The 15724-nt window shown below is 36.1% G+C and carries 19 protein-coding genes; 3 read left to right on the top strand and 16 right to left on the bottom strand.

What is annotated here, in order from left to right; translation table 11 throughout:
• Positions 1-90: 90 nt before the first annotated feature.
• The 3 genes from MKY46_RS14265 to nusB all read right to left on the bottom strand — a co-directional run bounded on the left by MKY46_RS14265 (position 91) and on the right by nusB (position 2309).
• Positions 91-906, bottom strand: a complete 816-nt coding sequence (locus tag MKY46_RS14265; RefSeq protein WP_330493210.1) for an undecaprenyl-diphosphate phosphatase — start codon at positions 904-906, stop codon at positions 91-93.
• A 133-nt stretch (positions 907-1039) separates the two neighbouring features.
• On the bottom strand, positions 1040-1894 hold the full coding sequence (folD, locus tag MKY46_RS14270) for a bifunctional methylenetetrahydrofolate dehydrogenase/methenyltetrahydrofolate cyclohydrolase FolD (RefSeq protein ID WP_340834586.1): 855 nt from the start codon (positions 1892-1894) through the stop codon (positions 1040-1042).
• Positions 1895-1925: 31 nt separating this feature from the next.
• Entirely contained in the window at positions 1926-2309 is a 384-nt protein-coding gene (gene nusB, locus MKY46_RS14275) for a transcription antitermination factor NusB (protein ID WP_036122758.1), read from the bottom strand.
• A gap of 422 nt (positions 2310-2731) precedes the next feature.
• Between nusB and MKY46_RS14280 the strand changes: the two genes are divergently transcribed.
• Positions 2732-3592 (top strand): MerR family transcriptional regulator, encoded by an 861-nt coding sequence (locus MKY46_RS14280; protein ID WP_340834589.1) that lies wholly within the window; start codon positions 2732-2734, stop codon positions 3590-3592.
• Positions 3593-3759: 167 nt separating this feature from the next.
• A complete protein-coding gene (locus MKY46_RS14285) occupies positions 3760-4929 on the top strand; it encodes an MFS transporter (RefSeq protein WP_058844027.1) in 1170 nt (389 codons plus the stop codon).
• Between the two features lie 99 nt (positions 4930-5028).
• Here the strand turns inward: MKY46_RS14285 and MKY46_RS14290 are convergent, their stop codons facing one another.
• Positions 5029-5439, bottom strand: a complete 411-nt coding sequence (locus MKY46_RS14290; protein ID WP_330493209.1) for an Asp23/Gls24 family envelope stress response protein — start codon at positions 5437-5439, stop codon at positions 5029-5031.
• 125 nt (positions 5440-5564) lie between these two features.
• Positions 5565-5891 (bottom strand): nucleoside triphosphate pyrophosphohydrolase, encoded by a 327-nt coding sequence (locus MKY46_RS14295; RefSeq protein WP_036122750.1) that lies wholly within the window; start codon positions 5889-5891, stop codon positions 5565-5567.
• Between the two features lie 105 nt (positions 5892-5996).
• Between MKY46_RS14295 and MKY46_RS14300 the strand changes: the two genes are divergently transcribed.
• Positions 5997-6305, top strand: a complete 309-nt coding sequence (locus MKY46_RS14300) for a hypothetical protein (RefSeq protein WP_230593833.1) — start codon at positions 5997-5999, stop codon at positions 6303-6305.
• Between the two features lie 833 nt (positions 6306-7138).
• Here the strand turns inward: MKY46_RS14300 and MKY46_RS14305 are convergent.
• The 11 genes from MKY46_RS14305 to MKY46_RS14355 form a co-directional block, all read right to left on the bottom strand.
• The gene (locus MKY46_RS14305) at positions 7139-7903 is read right to left on the bottom strand and encodes a hypothetical protein (protein ID WP_036122747.1); all 765 of its coding nucleotides are present in this window, start codon (positions 7901-7903) and stop codon (positions 7139-7141) included.
• 269 nt (positions 7904-8172) lie between these two features.
• Positions 8173-8574, bottom strand: a complete 402-nt coding sequence (locus MKY46_RS14310; protein WP_036122743.1) for a hypothetical protein — start codon at positions 8572-8574, stop codon at positions 8173-8175.
• A 372-nt stretch (positions 8575-8946) separates the two neighbouring features.
• Positions 8947-9447: a hypothetical protein gene (locus MKY46_RS14315; RefSeq protein ID WP_036122740.1), complete on the bottom strand. Its 501-nt coding sequence runs from the start codon at positions 9445-9447 to the stop codon at positions 8947-8949.
• Between the two features lie 570 nt (positions 9448-10017).
• A complete protein-coding gene (locus MKY46_RS14320) occupies positions 10018-10386 on the bottom strand; it encodes a site-specific integrase (RefSeq protein ID WP_051891660.1) in 369 nt (122 codons plus the stop codon).
• A gap of 289 nt (positions 10387-10675) precedes the next feature.
• Positions 10676-11071 carry a hypothetical protein gene (locus tag MKY46_RS14325; RefSeq protein WP_051891659.1) on the bottom strand — a complete coding sequence of 132 codons (396 nt, stop codon included), beginning with the start codon at positions 11069-11071 and terminating at the stop codon, positions 10676-10678.
• Between the two features lie 87 nt (positions 11072-11158).
• On the bottom strand, positions 11159-12517 hold the full coding sequence (gene accC, locus MKY46_RS14330; RefSeq protein ID WP_340834594.1) for an acetyl-CoA carboxylase biotin carboxylase subunit: 1359 nt from the start codon (positions 12515-12517) through the stop codon (positions 11159-11161).
• A 14-nt stretch (positions 12518-12531) separates the two neighbouring features.
• Positions 12532-13035: an acetyl-CoA carboxylase biotin carboxyl carrier protein gene (accB, locus tag MKY46_RS14335; protein WP_036116828.1), complete on the bottom strand. Its 504-nt coding sequence runs from the start codon at positions 13033-13035 to the stop codon at positions 12532-12534.
• A 200-nt stretch (positions 13036-13235) separates the two neighbouring features.
• Positions 13236-13790 carry a SpoIIIAH-like family protein gene (locus tag MKY46_RS14340; RefSeq protein WP_036116826.1) on the bottom strand — a complete coding sequence of 185 codons (555 nt, stop codon included), beginning with the start codon at positions 13788-13790 and terminating at the stop codon, positions 13236-13238.
• On the bottom strand, positions 13791-14150 hold the full coding sequence (locus MKY46_RS14345; protein ID WP_244504886.1) for a hypothetical protein: 360 nt from the start codon (positions 14148-14150) through the stop codon (positions 13791-13793).
• Between the two features lie 267 nt (positions 14151-14417).
• A complete protein-coding gene (locus MKY46_RS14350) occupies positions 14418-15329 on the bottom strand; it encodes a stage III sporulation protein AE (protein ID WP_036116822.1) in 912 nt (303 codons plus the stop codon).
• 12 nt (positions 15330-15341) lie between these two features.
• Positions 15342-15719, bottom strand: coding sequence for a hypothetical protein (locus tag MKY46_RS14355; RefSeq protein ID WP_036116820.1), 378 nt, complete (start codon positions 15717-15719; stop codon positions 15342-15344).
• Positions 15720-15724 lie beyond the last annotated feature (5 nt).

Genomic DNA, 15724 nt, shown 5'->3' on the forward strand with positions numbered 1-15724 from the left:
TTCCTACACGTTCTCACTATTAGAAACCGTATATTGTAATACATTACAAAACAAAGTCCCATAACATGAGTCGTTATGAGACTTTATATTTTAATAGAATAGTAATAAAAGGGTCCCTACAATAAAGCAATAGTACGTAAAATAGCTAAGTTTACCACTTTTCATAATGCCCATAAACCAACGCATCGCAAAATAAGTCATAATGAGTGTTGCTAGGAAAGTAGCTGCATAGGGCAACGCTAATGTACCTTTATTCGGTTCGTCTAAAAAATCTGTAATCCCTAGGACAACCCCACCCAAACTTACAGGAATATAAAGCATAAAGGAGAAACGTAAGGCAGTATCCTGCTTCATCCCTACGGCTATTGCTGAAATAATTGTTGCTCCTGAACGGCTAATACCTGGCGTTAAAGCAACCGCTTGCCCTAATCCAACAATAATGGCATCTTTTGCACGTAAATCTGCATCTTTTTTCTTGCCACGCATATTACGTATTAACCATAATGCGGCCCCTGTGACAAATAACATGAGCGCAATCGTTGTCATACTGACGTTATCAGCTATGACATCACTTAATAACATCCCTAAAACGCCAGCAGGAATCGAACCAATCACGATATACAAAGCAAAGCGAAAATCTGCATGATACCGCTTTTCACGTGTCTTCATATAAAGAAAAAAGTGGGTAATAAGCCGAACAATATCCTCACGATAAATATACATAATAGCAAGTAGCGAAGCTGTATTTGTTAAAATGGCAAACGTAAAACCTTGCTCCCCAAGTCCAAGTATTTCACTGGCGATCATCACATGTCCACTCGACGATACAGGAATGGGTTCTGTGAAACCTTGGACAAGACCAATGATGATATGTTTGACAATTAACACAATATCGATATTTTCCATAAAAACCTCCTTCTAAGTATGTATGTCCCAAACGTTACATTAGACGTCAAAAACAGCATAAAAGTTCTGAATTTACGTCACATAAAAAAGGCATCTCAAAACAATGTTGAGATGCCTTTTTTCGTAAGGTTATTTATTGTGCAAGCTTATTTTCAGCTGCTTGCACAGCGTTGAATAGTAACATAGTGATGGTCATTGGGCCTACGCCGCCTGGTACAGGCGTAATATGAGACGCAATTCCATCCACTTCTACAAAGTTTACGTCACCGCATAATTTATTGTTGTCATCGCGATTAATCCCTACATCAATGACAACAGCCCCTTCTTTCACATGCTCTTTCGTAATAAAGTTCGCACGTCCAACAGCGGCAATTAAAATATCTGCTTGTTTTGTAAATGAAGGCAAATCTGGCGTTTTAGAATGCGTATAGGTCACCGTTGCATCCTTTTGCAATAATAGTTGTCCCATTGGTTTACCAACGATATGACTACGTCCTACGATGACTGCATGTTTTCCAGCGATTTCAATTCCTGAATACTCAAGAAGCTTCATCACGCCAAACGGTGTACAAGGTAAAAATGTTTCTTGGCCAAGCATCATTTTCCCAACACTGACAGGTGAGAAACCGTCGACATCTTTCTCGACAGCTATCGTTGCAATGACTGTATCCTCATCAATATGTTTTGGGAGTGGTAATTGTACTAAAATACCGTGAATATCCTCACGTTGATTTAAACGTTGAATTTGTGCTAATAATTCCTCTTGCGTTGTTTCTTCTGGTAATTTAATGAGTTCTGAGAACATACCAATTGCTTCACAAGATTTTTGTTTATTTCTCACATATGTAGCTGAAGCTTGGTTGTCTCCAACTAATACAACCGCTAAACCAGGTGTTAACCCTCGTTCTTTTAAACGAATGACACGCTCCGCCACAGCATTACGAATTTCTTGACCAATCTCTTTACCATTAATAATTGCACTTGACATAAACCTTCGTTACTCCTTCCAATTCAACACATTATTCTTGTTCTGTAAATTTAGAAAGTACACCATTGACGAATTTAGATGAACTATCTTCGCCAAATGTTTTACATAACTCGATTGCTTCGTTTAGTACTACTCTTTTTGGTGTTTCAGGCATGTATAACAGTTCGTATACAGCTAGGCGTAATACCGTTCTTTCAATTTTGGGTAGACGGGCAAGTGACCACTTTTCAAGATGCTGTTCTAATGTAGCATCGATTTCCTCCAAATGTTCAGCTGTTCCATTCACAATCTTTTCATAGAAGGCATTGGTAGGTTGACCTTTAATATGGCCCATTGCTTCTTCAACTGTTAGATCCGTGTTGTCTAGCTGAAACAAAACTTGCAACGCTTTTTCGCGTGCTTCATGTCGTTTCATGTAAAGCTCTCCTTCTTAAGTGGCATTAAGGTTTATAATAGCATAAAATCGCCCGAGAAACACGATTTCAAGCAAGTTTTCAATAATCTGAAACCTTTTCCAAGGAACTTTTTGCTTCATTTAGCCTTTCATTCAATTGGAGCTCTCTTCTAATCAAATATGGTTATTCAAAAATGAAGGTTTCATTTCCATAATGGTATACTAAAGAAGAAAATAAAAAGAATCTTCAGAGGTGTTGACAATGCAATATGAGGCTGTATGCACGAGCTGTAAAAAACCATTTAAATTGATGGAAGGTGAGGAGCAATATAAACAAATGAAGGAACGAAAATCTCGCCTATTTTACTGCGAGGATTGCAAGCATAAAATTCGATTTGATGCCATTCGAAACTTCTTTAGCTATTACTAGTGGAGGCCATTTTATGAAGGAACATTATTATACCATTGGTGAGGTTGCCAAACTTTCAAATTTATCGATTCAGACGCTACGTTACTATGATCAAATTGATTTATTTAAGCCTGCTTATACTGATCCCTACACCCATTACCGTTATTATAAAGGCAATCAGCTTTTCTATTTAGACATTATCAAATCGCTTAAATATATCGGCGTTACGCTCGAAGATATAAAAAAAGCACTGACATTAACTTCCGAAGAATTGCTTGCTTTTTTAGCACAGCAAGAGCTACGCATAAACGAAAAGATTTCACGTTTAAACGAAGCCAAAAATACGTTACTGAAAACGAAAAAACAATTACAGGAGCAAATTGATATCCCGATTTTTGGTGAGGTCTATATGCAGATAGAAGAAGCTATGCCCGTTCTGCAAGTGACAACAACTGAATTAACACCAACATCGAGCACGAGTACATATTATGCAACATTAACTAAAATCATCGAAAAGGAAGGCAGTGTCTTAAATAGTCGATATGGTTGTACATATCCTCTTGTGCCCTATAAAGATGTCAATGATATTATTTATGATGCTGTCTTCACTCCTCTTTTAACGGAGCGCACATTTTCGAAGCTTTCACCCAATGTACAGCAAACCATCATCCCTGCTGGTAAGTATGTATGCATTGCCTTTATTTATGACCCCAATACTTATTTTTCGTTCTATGAAAAATTGAGAAATTATGTGTTGGCACAGCAAGAAATTTTTGAATCACAAGTGTATGAGCTATATATGCCAGCAACTCTAACGATGGAGAAAGAAAAGAAATTTATTGTAGAATTAAAGATTAGGCAAAAACAAGAAACAATGATTTCTGCGAAAAAGTAGCTACGGATTCGTATAACTCCTCATGAAAACTTCCAAACTAATAAAAACTTTTAAAAATGAAAACAAATCTTTTGACCCTATAGTTACTATAGGGTTTATCGTATTACATGGAAATAATCTAGTAGATTTAATACAAATGTATCGTGAACAAATAGAAGGAGTACTTTATGAGCAAGAAACAAAATATAACTTTAGCCATTTTACTGTCTAATCTTTTCATTGCCTTTTTAGGGATTGGTTTAGTCATCCCTGTTTTACCAACGATTATGAATGAGCTTCATATTTCGGGCTCTGTCGTTGGTTATATGGTGGCAGCCTTTGCTATCACACAATTAATCGCATCACCAATTGCTGGTAAGCTTGTCGATAATATTGGCCGCAAAATTATGATTGTTGCAGGTCTTTTTATTTTTGGACTTTCAGAGTTTTTATTCGGCTTTGGTCGTTCAGTTGAAATACTCTTTGTCTCCCGTATGCTAGGTGGCGTGAGTGCAGCTTTCATTATGCCAGCCGTAACTGCCTATATTGCCGATATTACAACATTGGCACAGCGTCCAAAAGCACTTGGTTATATGAGTGCAGCCATCAGCACAGGGTTTATAATCGGTCCTGGCATCGGTGGTTTTTTAGCTGAATATGGTACACGTGTACCATTTTATGCAGCTGGAGTACTTGGTCTGTTCGCGGCTATCCTGTCATTTATGTTTTTAAAAGAACCGACACGTGCTACAGACAATGAAGAATCGGCACCATCTATTGTTGGTAGTGTCAAGCGAGTTTTTAGCCCGCTCTACTTCATTCCATTCATTCTTATTTTCGTTCTGTCATTTGGCCTCGCTGCATTCGAATCGCTATTTAGCTTATTCGTCGATCACAAATTTGCGTTCACACCATCTGATATCGCCATTATCATTACAGGAAGTGGTATTGTAGGTGCCTTGGCTCAATTAATACTATTTGATTGGCTGACAAAGAAAATGGGCGAAATTAATGTTATTCGTTACTCACTAATCCTTTCAGCAGTTTTAACATTCGCCATGACGATAGTGAATCATTATTTTGCCATCTTATTTGTTACATTCTTTATTTTCGTAGGCTTCGATTTAATTCGTCCTGCAGTTACTTCCTATTTATCAAAAATCGCCGGAAATGAACAAGGATTTGTTGGTGGAATGAACTCTATGTTTACAAGTCTTGGTAATATTTTCGGCCCTATCTTAGGTGGTATATTGTTCGATGTGAATCTGAACTATCCATACTATTTTGCCACAATCGTCTTAGTGCTTGGCGTCATTCTTGCATTATTCTGGAGAAAGCCAAAGCATATTGAATTATAAAAATGAACGATACACATCTATACAAATGAATCCTAGAGAATCCTCCTAAAAAAGGATTGCCCTTGCGATGAACAAATCATCGTTGGGCAATCCTTCTTTTTATTCATGTACTACAGTTTCTTCTTTTTCGAAATAAATTCCTGTAATATGCACATTCACTTCTGCTGTTTCTAGTGCTGTCATATTCAAAATAGCTTGTCGTATTTGGGTTTGAACTTCCTTCGCTACCTTAGGAATGGCATATCCATATTTCACAGAGCAAAATACATCAATAGCAATTTCGCCAGTTTCCGTTACACCTGATTTAATGCCTTTATTGTGTACTTTTTTACCGAAACGTTCAGCGACACCCGTCGCAATATTTCCACGAGTTGCAGCAATGCCTTCAACTTCATTGACAGCAATCCCAGCTACAACTTCGATCACCTCTGCTGCTACCTCAATTTTTCCAAGCTCTTCTTTTCCAGAAGGTGTTGGTTGTACGAAAGATTGTCCTACTTTCTCTGCCATACAAATATCATCCTTTCCCTTACACATCACAAACAAGTGCTGTACTTACGTTCATTATACTATAAAAAGGAAGGTTTGGCTGTCGAAAGCCGTTTTAATTTATCGATAGAATCGTTGAATTGGAATTATTGATCCTCGACATCTATTAGGTAAACCCCATTTTCAAATCCACCACGTATTATTTTCTTATACTCACGAGTCGCATCTAGCTCTTCATAGCTTACACCTAACACTCTTATGGCTGCATGAATAAGCTCAAGTATATCCGCTAGCTCCTCCATATTTGCTTGTCTATCTTTTGCGTCATGAAATTCTGATGCTTCTTCTATCATCTTAGCTTTTATTGCATTCAATAGCTCATTAGATTCTAGGGCTCGCGCATGATAAGATAAACCCTTCGCTTGAATAATGTCTAAAATCTTATCTCTCACAAGCTTATTGTATACAGGCATCTATTGATTAACTCCCATTCATCCAAAAGTTTTGTACTATCACCAACTTCTATTATATAGTATCATTTCTATAATATAGAAATAGTTTCAGAATAGAGGTGTAGGATGTTACGAAAATGGTTGTTGGGTATTGGGGCGGCTGTCATTATTTTTACAATGCTTATTTTATTATTAGGAAATAGAGCTACTGAAGATACCTTGCTCGCAAAAAATATAATGGAGCAAGCTAATGGTGGCTCAAAAATCGTTTCACTAAATCAATTGACTACTTTTGATTGGGAAAAAGCACAAGTTTATGGACCTTATTTTAAAGTTCCCATAAAGAGAATGAAATTTAGTGTGACAACCATTACACAACGTTACCCCATTTGCTACATTTGTTCTTCCCTCATTATACCAATGATAACCGTCTAAATGATGCGCAACTGGATTTCCACCCTTATTATCAAAACAACATTGGCATGTGTAATTGTCACGACTATAAACATACTTTCTCCAAATTCCGTATCCCTCTATTAATCTTCCTTTCTCTCTTTCTTCCTCCGTTTTATATGGCTTGTAGTTCGGGTTTTCTTCTCCAAATCTTCGCCTGCCATACATAGGATTTTTTTCCCTCTAAAATCTCTTTCTTTATTAATGTACGATGATGGTTAATGAAACGTACATTAAATTCTTCTAAAACTTTTTCTTTATTACATTTAGCGCAATACTTGTAACCATCTCTAGGTTTCAATGGTAAGGGTTTTTTCGTCTTGAAGTGTTTAAACAATCCTTACATATAGTAGAATAAGTTGCTTTTGTTTACTTGACCATTCTTACAAGGGCTTTTGTTTCTCCGCATTTATTGCATTTCTTTGACATTTCAAATCCCCTTTAACATCAAATTAATTCAAAATATATTTTTCTCATATAATACAAAGTTACTATTTTTACCACTCGCAATCAACAAGCAAACCATTAATTAGGTTTGCTGATAAGAAATCATATATCAAATCTGTTCAATCAATGTACGCTCATTCTATGTCGTCATGACATGCTTCGAAGTGCGTGCGGAATGTTTTCCTTTGCTCCTATCCACCTCTAGTATGGCTCTCATGAAGTCCCATTGAAACTGTCAACCCCAATATGTCATTGCTTCATCAAAGTATCTTGTAGCGTGACTATGGACTTCTAACAGGAAAAATAAAAAAGATAGAGCTGTTTGCTCTACCTTCAAATCATTTTAATACTATGCTAATTCCCAAACCTCAATCTTGTATTGTCACCAATATTCCATCTTCAAAATATAAATATTTCCCGTAAGCTGAATACACCCATTGTTCCGATGTTCCATATGAAGTAATTGTTCTGTTAATATCATCGGGTTCACCCCAATTTGTAGCAAGTACCTGCTCTTTTGTCATTCCTATGTATACTCGATTTTTGCTTTCTTCAATTCTCTTAGCTTGTTCTTTTGCTTCTCGCTCAGCACGTTCAGCTTTATAGTTTGCAATTCTTTCACGAGTTTCATCTTTCCCTTTTTGTATAAATGCTTCAATTTCTTCTATATCTGTTGAGAACTTTTGATATATAAGTGATGTAACATTTTCATTTAACTTTTCCATATCTAAAGATAAAAGGATGTAATCGTAATAATCGAACGTTTCGGCTTTTTCAAAATATTTTTGAACAGCAAGATTATATAGTTCAATTGTTTTTTCTGTTGGTTTGATTTCACTATCAGCAGTTTGAATAAACGTATTTTTATAATGAGTAATTGCATCTAAGTAATTTTCTTCTTCGATAAGCTTAACAATGCTTTTTTCTACTGTTTCAGCTTTTTCTTGACGCTTTTGGTCTTCGACTGAAATTTCTTCTGTTTGCTTAGTTTCAATTAATTCTTCATTTTCTTCTAACTTTTTTTTAGTTTCTTCATTAGTACAACCAACAAGAGTTAATAGGCATAATGTTAACATTATAAGCTTTTTGTATTGATTACTTACTTTCACAACATTTACTTTGTTTTTCCGCAATTTAATTCCCCCAAAACTAATACTATGGACTACAAGACTATTTTACTACACTTATTGCCATATAAGTATTAAAATATCAAAATAGTTCCATCTTTAATATCGATAACCTAAGTTCATCAGAATATTTCGGTATAAAACTATGCGAAATCATTTAGCTACTAGAAGACGAACGACCTTAAAGCAATCTATGTAACCAAGTATCTATCTAGCTGTTTCTCGAATCGTCTAAGAGCAGTTCTGAGAAGTTGGCAACAGAAAAAGTACACCAATTAATGATGTGCCAACTGTTCTTGATTAAACTCTACCTGTCCATGGTTACCAAAACCTGAAGGAATTAGCTCACTAATAAAAGCTCTTCGAACCATTGCTTCGTATTCTTCATCTGTTAGGTTAGCACTTTTAGTAGCCTCATGCTCGGCTACTAAAAGTGTGTATTCATCAGGATAATCCTTATAATATTCCTTAAGCTCTGATACCTTTGAATTAACTTTACTCCATTCATCGTTTAAAAGTTCATCATACTCAATAGTTGGATTCATTACCTTCATAAAGACCAAATGAGCTAGATAATGAAATTTTTTATCATAAGAAAGTCCATTTTCATAAGTCGGTTTCTTCACTTTATCGATTAACAGCCTTGAGAAACGCTCTAAACATGCTCTTGCTATCACACTATCGCTTTGAGACTCACATGAAATGAAATCACCAAGAATTTCAATCTCAATTGCTTTATAATACCGCTCAATTCCTAAATTTTCCTTAACAGCTTCAGAAACTTCTTCTCTAACTGCTAAGATTTAATCAGGTACATGATATAAGACAAAATACTTTTGATAAGCTTTATACTCCATTCCATAGGATTGTACTACCTGCTCCTCTAGACTTTTTAACTCCTTTATTTCCAAGGGACTTAAAGTATAGTAAGCATAATCTTTCTCTTTACCTACGGAAACATATCTAGCTTTGTATATTGAAGTTATTGAGATATACTTTTGTTTTTTCAAAGAATCCAAAAGATTTTTAAGAGTGCTGACAAGATTTAATTAATACGATTCCCAAAGTTTGTTAGCAATTCCCCTTACCTTCTCCTTTGGAATAATTGTATCTTTTAGTGTGGAAAAAAGCTCATTTACGAAAACAAGTTTCTGTTGACTATTTTCTGTTAAAAAGAATTTTTGTTTTGCTAACTCTTTATAGGTAGTCTCATACTTTCCACTTGAAGCTAATTCATTCAATTGCTTAATCACGTAAGGCAATAAAATAGCTTCCTCTTCCATTTTGCGTCCATTACGATTATCTATTTTTGGTAATGGTGTATCCCTAAGCCCAATTAATGTATATCTGCGTTTTTTCCCCCTATGCCCGTTAGATTTCACTTCTTCAAAGTAACGCTCTAACTTACTTATTAATGACTTCAGCGTGTTATCAGGCTTTAGACACCCACGATTTTTCCAAGAAGCACTATCAAACTCAGAACCACTTTCCCCTAGTTCTATTGACAGCTTAATTGCTTCTTCTTTAATATCATAATAATTCTTTTGCAAACTCCAGTTGCCACTATCCTTTCATTGTTTATTCCGATTGACGAATTAAACAGTATTGCCTTGACTTAGTGCCTACGCTTCACTTCGTCACTGCAAATGCAACACTATTGTAATTCATCAATCGGTTTCTAGAAGCATCATGAAGCAGCGAACAAGTCCGTTACTCCACTCTTGCTCTTCGAAAGCGAAAATATCTTCACTAAATCACTTTGTCACATTTCAAAAATACAATTAATTTATTAATATATTGTGTTTTAGAAATGTGACAAAACTATCCATTAATAAAATATAAGTGCAAGTTAAAACCTGCACTTATATTAGGGTTTATTTGTCATTCTCCTCTTAGTTGATATTTTTATTCATTTATCAAATAAGAATGTTATTAAAGTAATTATATCACACAAATTACAATACTCAAACATTTTTATAGTTCTTTAGAACTTATCATCATCTACTTTTATACTACAAATAGTCCTTTACACTCATACAAATAATTACTAACTATTAAATGAATTGCGAAAAGGTACTCCCCTAAATTTGATTCGATTACATGGATAACCCGTAGTAAGTCTACAAGTAATCCCTCAGCCCCTTCAATACATCATCAGAGCTTATCCCTAAGTACCTCGTTGTGGTTGATAATGATTTATGAGAAAGCGCCTTACTAATTAAAACAACATCCGCCCCCTTCTTCCTTAAGTTAATTGCATACAACCTTCTAATAGCATGAGCACTGATATTGTTTAACTTGTATTTCTTAGCATAGTAAGAAAGCCTCTTAGTAATTGCACATGGGTTTGATTCAACATCTAGAGAATCACCAAACTTACTTAAAAACACAACTTCATTTCGTTTCTTATAATGTTTACGAATAATATTATTTTGAGTTATCAAACGTTTCAAATACAGTGCTAATTCCTCATCGAAAGGCAATTTCAATACATCACATCCTGGTTCTTCATAATGTCACCTGTCAGTAGCGATGAGTTAGTCTTAAAGTTAATATGTTTCTCTTCTAGCTGTATTAACGTATTCATTCGAATGCCCGTCTTGTATATAGTCAGTATAGCTACCGCATCACGAAACTGAATGAAATTCGTCATATCAAGTAATGACAATAAAATTGACAATTGCTTCTCGTCAGCAGGAAGTTTAATCTTGGTATCAACACGTATACGAACGTCTTTCCAAAAGTTTCTCTCTATACATCCGTTATCGTAAAGCCGATTTAAAACAGCTTTAATGACACGTAGACGGCTTTGTTTCGATACATCTGAAATATCCCTAAGCTCGCAAGCCAACCAAATATAGACTCCAATTTAATGTCATCTACATATTCAATTTTCATTGCATCTACTAAACGTTTAAAAGTATAAATATATTCACTGATCGTCGCTTTACGAACGCCCGACAGACGCATTTGCTCTTTAACAATTAAAAAAGCGCTATTAATTTCTACACCTTTCTTACCATCATGTAATTCAGCTACATCAATCATTAGCTTTGGTGGAGTAATCAGTATCGTGTCTTCCTCTTTAAACGTACCCTCAAAACTTGGTAGCTGTATAGCTTCTGTCACATCTTCTAAATCAAAAATTCCTGTACGCTGACCTTTTCTAGCCAAATAAAAAACCTCCTAACAATTGAATGTTAGAAGGTAATTTTATTGCGATATTTGGAAAGCATTCTATTCCCTAAATCCACAAATCAATTACTTGCTTGTCCCTAAAACATCATTCTCTTCAAGGAACTTCGTATTGAATTGTGCTGATTTGAAGACGTCATTGTTCATTAGTGCTTGGTGGAATGGGATGGTTGTATTGATCCCAGGACCAGATACTTCGAATTCACTTAGCGCGCGGTTCATTTTCGCAATCGCTTCTTCACGTGTATCCGCATGAACAATGAGTTTTGCTACCATTGAATCATAATATGGTGGGATTGTATAGCCTGCATAGACAGCAGAATCAATACGTACACCATAGCCGCCTGGCGTTACATACGTATCTACCGTTCCTGCTGATGGCATGAAGTTTTTATAGGCATTTTCTGCGTTAATACGGCATTCAATAGCCCAACCATTTAATTGAATATCATCTTGTGTGAATGGAAGCTTCTCACCAGATGCGATTTTTAATTGTTGTTGTACAAGATCTACACCAGAAATCATTTCTGTAACTGGGTGCTCCACTTGAATACGAGTATTCATTTCCATGAAGTAGAACTTGTCTTCTTGATAATCATAAATGAATTCGATTGTACCGGCACCTTCGTAGTTACATGCTTGTGCCGCTTTTACTGCCGCAGCACCCATTTCAGCACGACGCGCAGAAGATAGTGCTGGAGATGGAGCTTCCTCGACTAGTTTCTGCATACGACGTTGAACTGTACAGTCACGTTCGCCTAAATGCACTACATTGCCATAGCCATCTGCTAAAACTTGGATTTCACAGTGACGGAAATACTCGATGAATTTCTCTAAATATACGCCAGGGTTGCCGAATGCAGCAGCTGCCTCTTTTTGCGTAATATCAATACCTTTCACAAGGTCTTCTTCTGTACGAGCTACACGGATTCCTTTACCACCACCACCAGCAGTTGCTTTAATGATGACAGGATAACCAATTTGAGCAGCCCATTCTTTACCTGTTTCGATATCTGGCACAATACCAGTACCAGGAACAAGTGGAACGCCTGCTGCTTCCATTGTTGTACGTGCAACGTCCTTGATACCCATAATTTTAATTGAATCAGAGGATGGACCGATAAATTTAATGCCAGCGTTTTCACAAGCTTCAGCAAAATCAGCATTTTCCGATACGAAGCCATATCCTGGATGGATACCATCTGCACCTGTTTTTTCAGCTACACTAAGCAGCGCTGGGAAGCTAAGATAAGAATCTTTTGATAGCTTTGGTCCGATGCAATAAGCTTCATCTGCTAATTTCACATGTAATGCGTCCGCATCTGCTTCAGAGTAGACAGCAACCGATTGAATGCCTAACTCTTTACAAGCACGAATAATACGCACAGCGATTTCGCCGCGGTTTGCAATTAAAACTTTTTTCATTTGTTTTGCACTCCTTACTCAGCTTTTACAAGGAATAGTGGTTGGCCATATTCTACTAAGTCGCCATCTTTCACAAGAACTTCAACGATTTCCCCTTGCACTTCTGCTTCGATTTCGTTGAATAATTTCATTGCTTCTACGATACATACGATTGTTTCATTTCCTACTTTATCACCTGGTTTTACGTAAACTGGTGAATCTGGGTTTGGTGCTTGATAGAAAGTACCGACCATCGGAGATACAATTTTATGTAGCGAAGGGTCGTTAGTTGCTGATGTAGCTGCAGCTGGAGCTTCTTCCACTTTAGCTGGTGCAGGTGTTACTGCTGGAGCTTCTGCTGGTGCAGATTGTTGTACAACAGGGGCTACTACTTCTTTTTTAGGTGCTACAGTTTCTGTAACAATAACATTATTCTTTTTTAGTTTTACTTTTGCGCCATCTACTTCGTACACAAACTCGTCAATTGAAGAAGAATCTACTAATTTAATAATTTCACGAATTTCTTGAATTTTGAACATTTCTAACTCTCCTTATGAAATAAAATCTACTACAATAACTATTCTATATTTTTTCGTATCAATTTGAAATAGTTAAATGAAAATTAAGTAAATATGAACAAAATAAAAGGCTTTCCTTTACTAAACGAAAGCCTTTTCATAACGCTGATATATAACAACTATTTTCAAATTAACTAAATATTTATTTTTTTCTATATTTTTTAATAATTATTTGCACTAAACTTTACTTGCACATCATTTGCGCCTTCCATCTCTGTTTTCACCAAGTAAATAATTTCGTTTGCTTGTGCTTTTGACAATTCTTCAGCCATCACTGTAACAGAAACTTTTTCCCCTTCAGCGCGAACAAACGCATCTGAATAACCTAATGATTTAACAAGCATTTCAAGCATTGCTTCGGCTGATTCACGTTTAATCAGACCATCCATTTCATTAAATGCCTCATTTTTTTCTTCAGCAGAGGATTCCTCTGCAGCAATTTTTTGCGTTAACTGTTCACGTAGCTGACTTCTCTCATCACTTACCTGCATACGCATTTCTTCAAATAAGTGACTCGGTGAAGATACTTCTTGTGTGATATCATTTGTCGCTTCTTTATCAGTAACGCCTGTGACAGCTGTCTGTTGTAGTGTATCATCTGTAAAAATAGTTAGACCATTGAACTGTTTTGCTGGATCAACCAAATAATACACTGAAATGACTGCTACTAAACTTAATAATGTCATAAACCAAACTGTTCTTCTACGTACGCGCATTTACTTTTCCTCCTTATTTTCCATCGGAACGATTATGATTCGATGAATCGGTAACTGCATCACTTGACTGACGACTGCACGAATTTCATTTTTCACAAAGATATCGGATGCACCTTCTGAAACAACTAGCATTCCTGTTACGTTTTTCGCGCTTTGCTCAGTCCCTCGAAAATATTGGCTGAATAGTTTATTGGCCTCTTGGTCATTTGTCATCTCTCCATAATAAAAATAGACTTTAACCTCCCCAACACCTTGCATTGACTTCAAAGTTTGTTCAAGTTTTTCTTCATTGGTGAGTGGTGAACCTTTATCGCTTGTTGAATTCGTCTGATACATAGGTAAAATGATGAATATTCCCATGGAGGCAGCTATCAAAATTAAAACCATCAATGACGTTGTTTTTTTTCGTGTCTTTTCCACATCACTTGTACATTGCCTCCCTTCATCTTCTCTTTTTCAAGTGTATGTACGCTTGTTTCTTCCTATGAATTGATAAATGGAATCTTTAATAGCAATTGCAAAAATACTAACGTGATGACCAATTTTGTTAGTGAAATTATTTCCTTATCATCCGTTAGAAACACAAATATCTGACATACAAAGAGCAATGCCAATAAAAGAATCAATCTATCTCCCCCCTGCCATCACTTGTACGAATACAATGAGGAAAAAACAAGAAAACATAAATGAAAAAGCAATGAGAAATGATACAGCACATAATGTAAATAGCGATTTACTAATTTGTTCTAGTAGTCTACAAATATCATCAAAGGCGATTGGTTCTAAAATAGCCGCCAACAATTTTAATGAATAAGCACTGACAACGAGCTGTACGGTTGGGATAAAGGACACTGTAATGACGGCGATAAAGGCACTAATACTAGTAAGTGAAGATGTAAATTGTGTCATATGCTGAAACATTGAAAAGCTGTCTACAATAAAAGACCCAACAACTGGAATATTTTCCTCAATTAATTTTTTGACGGGTTCCGCTACAGCAGCATTGACACTAAATGCTGCCACACCGCCTGCAGTCATCAACAGAATATAGCAAATAACGGAGGCAGAAACGATACTCATAATCGTAAAACGAATCAACTCAGCGATTCGTGTAAAAGAAATTTCCTTGACTATGACACTGCACACATCAAAGACAATGGCTAAAAGCACACCTGGAATAAGCCACTTACTACTAATAATGGTCAGGACTTGTACAAAAAACAGTAAAAAAGGCTGCCAGGAAGCAATCGCTGTAATACTACTTGATAGAAGAAAGCTTGAAGTTAAAATGGGATAAAATGCTGTAAATAGATGGGCTAGTCCTTGTGCAATTTCATCAATTAATGTAAAAGACTTAACTACAACTGGACCAATCGTTGCTAAAACAATCAGAAAAAAGAGTATCCTTGTCCCTTTTTCAAATTCTGGTAATACCATGTTCACAATCAAAACAATGATGACGTAGCTGCAAAGCATGAGCGTCATCTTTAGCAAGAGAAAGAATGGGTCGATTAAAAACGATAGTATTTGCTCCTGCAATGGCTTCGCTCCTTAGTTTAGCCTTTTTAAAATGGCCGACACCTCCTGTAAAACAGCCAAAAATTCTTTGAACCAATACAACAAAATCACGATTTTTACTGCAGCAAAAACGATGTTCCCGAGCACCTTATAATTATGTTCTGCCAGCAGTAAAGACATCCACTGCCCGACATAGAACATACTTGCACTGATTAAAATAGCTTTCGCATAAGGTAAAAAGGCAAGTGTTTCTAACAGCTGTTTGACGAAAGGCATTAAAAGTGTCGAGAACAACATGCCAAAAAGCAAGAACGAAAACATCACACTTATTAGCGCATGGAGTGGCTGTATAACTTCTTTTATCAGCAATAATAAAAGCAGCATGACAACAGCAACAATCACAATTTCCATTTACA

The sequence above is a fragment of the Lysinibacillus sp. FSL M8-0355 genome, assembly GCF_038008985.1.
GTDB lineage: Bacteria > Bacillota > Bacilli > Bacillales_A > Planococcaceae > Lysinibacillus > Lysinibacillus fusiformis_D.

Coding starts and splice junctions, on each gene's coding strand:
- MKY46_RS14265 (WP_330493210.1), bottom strand. CDS start 906: ATGGAAAATATCGATATTGTGTTAATTGTCAAACATATCATCATTGGT.
- folD (WP_340834586.1), bottom strand. CDS start 1,894: ATGTCAAGTGCAATTATTAATGGTAAAGAGATTGGTCAAGAAATTCGT.
- nusB (WP_036122758.1), bottom strand. CDS start 2,309: ATGAAACGACATGAAGCACGCGAAAAAGCGTTGCAAGTTTTGTTTCAG.
- MKY46_RS14280 (WP_340834589.1), top strand. CDS start 2,732: ATGAAGGAACATTATTATACCATTGGTGAGGTTGCCAAACTTTCAAAT.
- MKY46_RS14285 (WP_058844027.1), top strand. CDS start 3,760: ATGAGCAAGAAACAAAATATAACTTTAGCCATTTTACTGTCTAATCTT.
- MKY46_RS14290 (WP_330493209.1), bottom strand. CDS start 5,439: ATGGCAGAGAAAGTAGGACAATCTTTCGTACAACCAACACCTTCTGGA.
- MKY46_RS14295 (WP_036122750.1), bottom strand. CDS start 5,891: ATGCCTGTATACAATAAGCTTGTGAGAGATAAGATTTTAGACATTATT.
- MKY46_RS14300 (WP_230593833.1), top strand. CDS start 5,997: ATGTTACGAAAATGGTTGTTGGGTATTGGGGCGGCTGTCATTATTTTT.
- accC (WP_340834594.1), bottom strand. CDS start 12,517: ATGAAAAAAGTTTTAATTGCAAACCGCGGCGAAATCGCTGTGCGTATT.
- accB (WP_036116828.1), bottom strand. CDS start 13,035: ATGTTCAAAATTCAAGAAATTCGTGAAATTATTAAATTAGTAGATTCT.
- MKY46_RS14340 (WP_036116826.1), bottom strand. CDS start 13,790: ATGCGCGTACGTAGAAGAACAGTTTGGTTTATGACATTATTAAGTTTA.
- MKY46_RS14345 (WP_244504886.1), bottom strand. CDS start 14,150: ATGGGAATATTCATCATTTTACCTATGTATCAGACGAATTCAACAAGC.
- MKY46_RS14355 (WP_036116820.1), bottom strand. CDS start 15,719: ATGGAAATTGTGATTGTTGCTGTTGTCATGCTGCTTTTATTATTGCTG.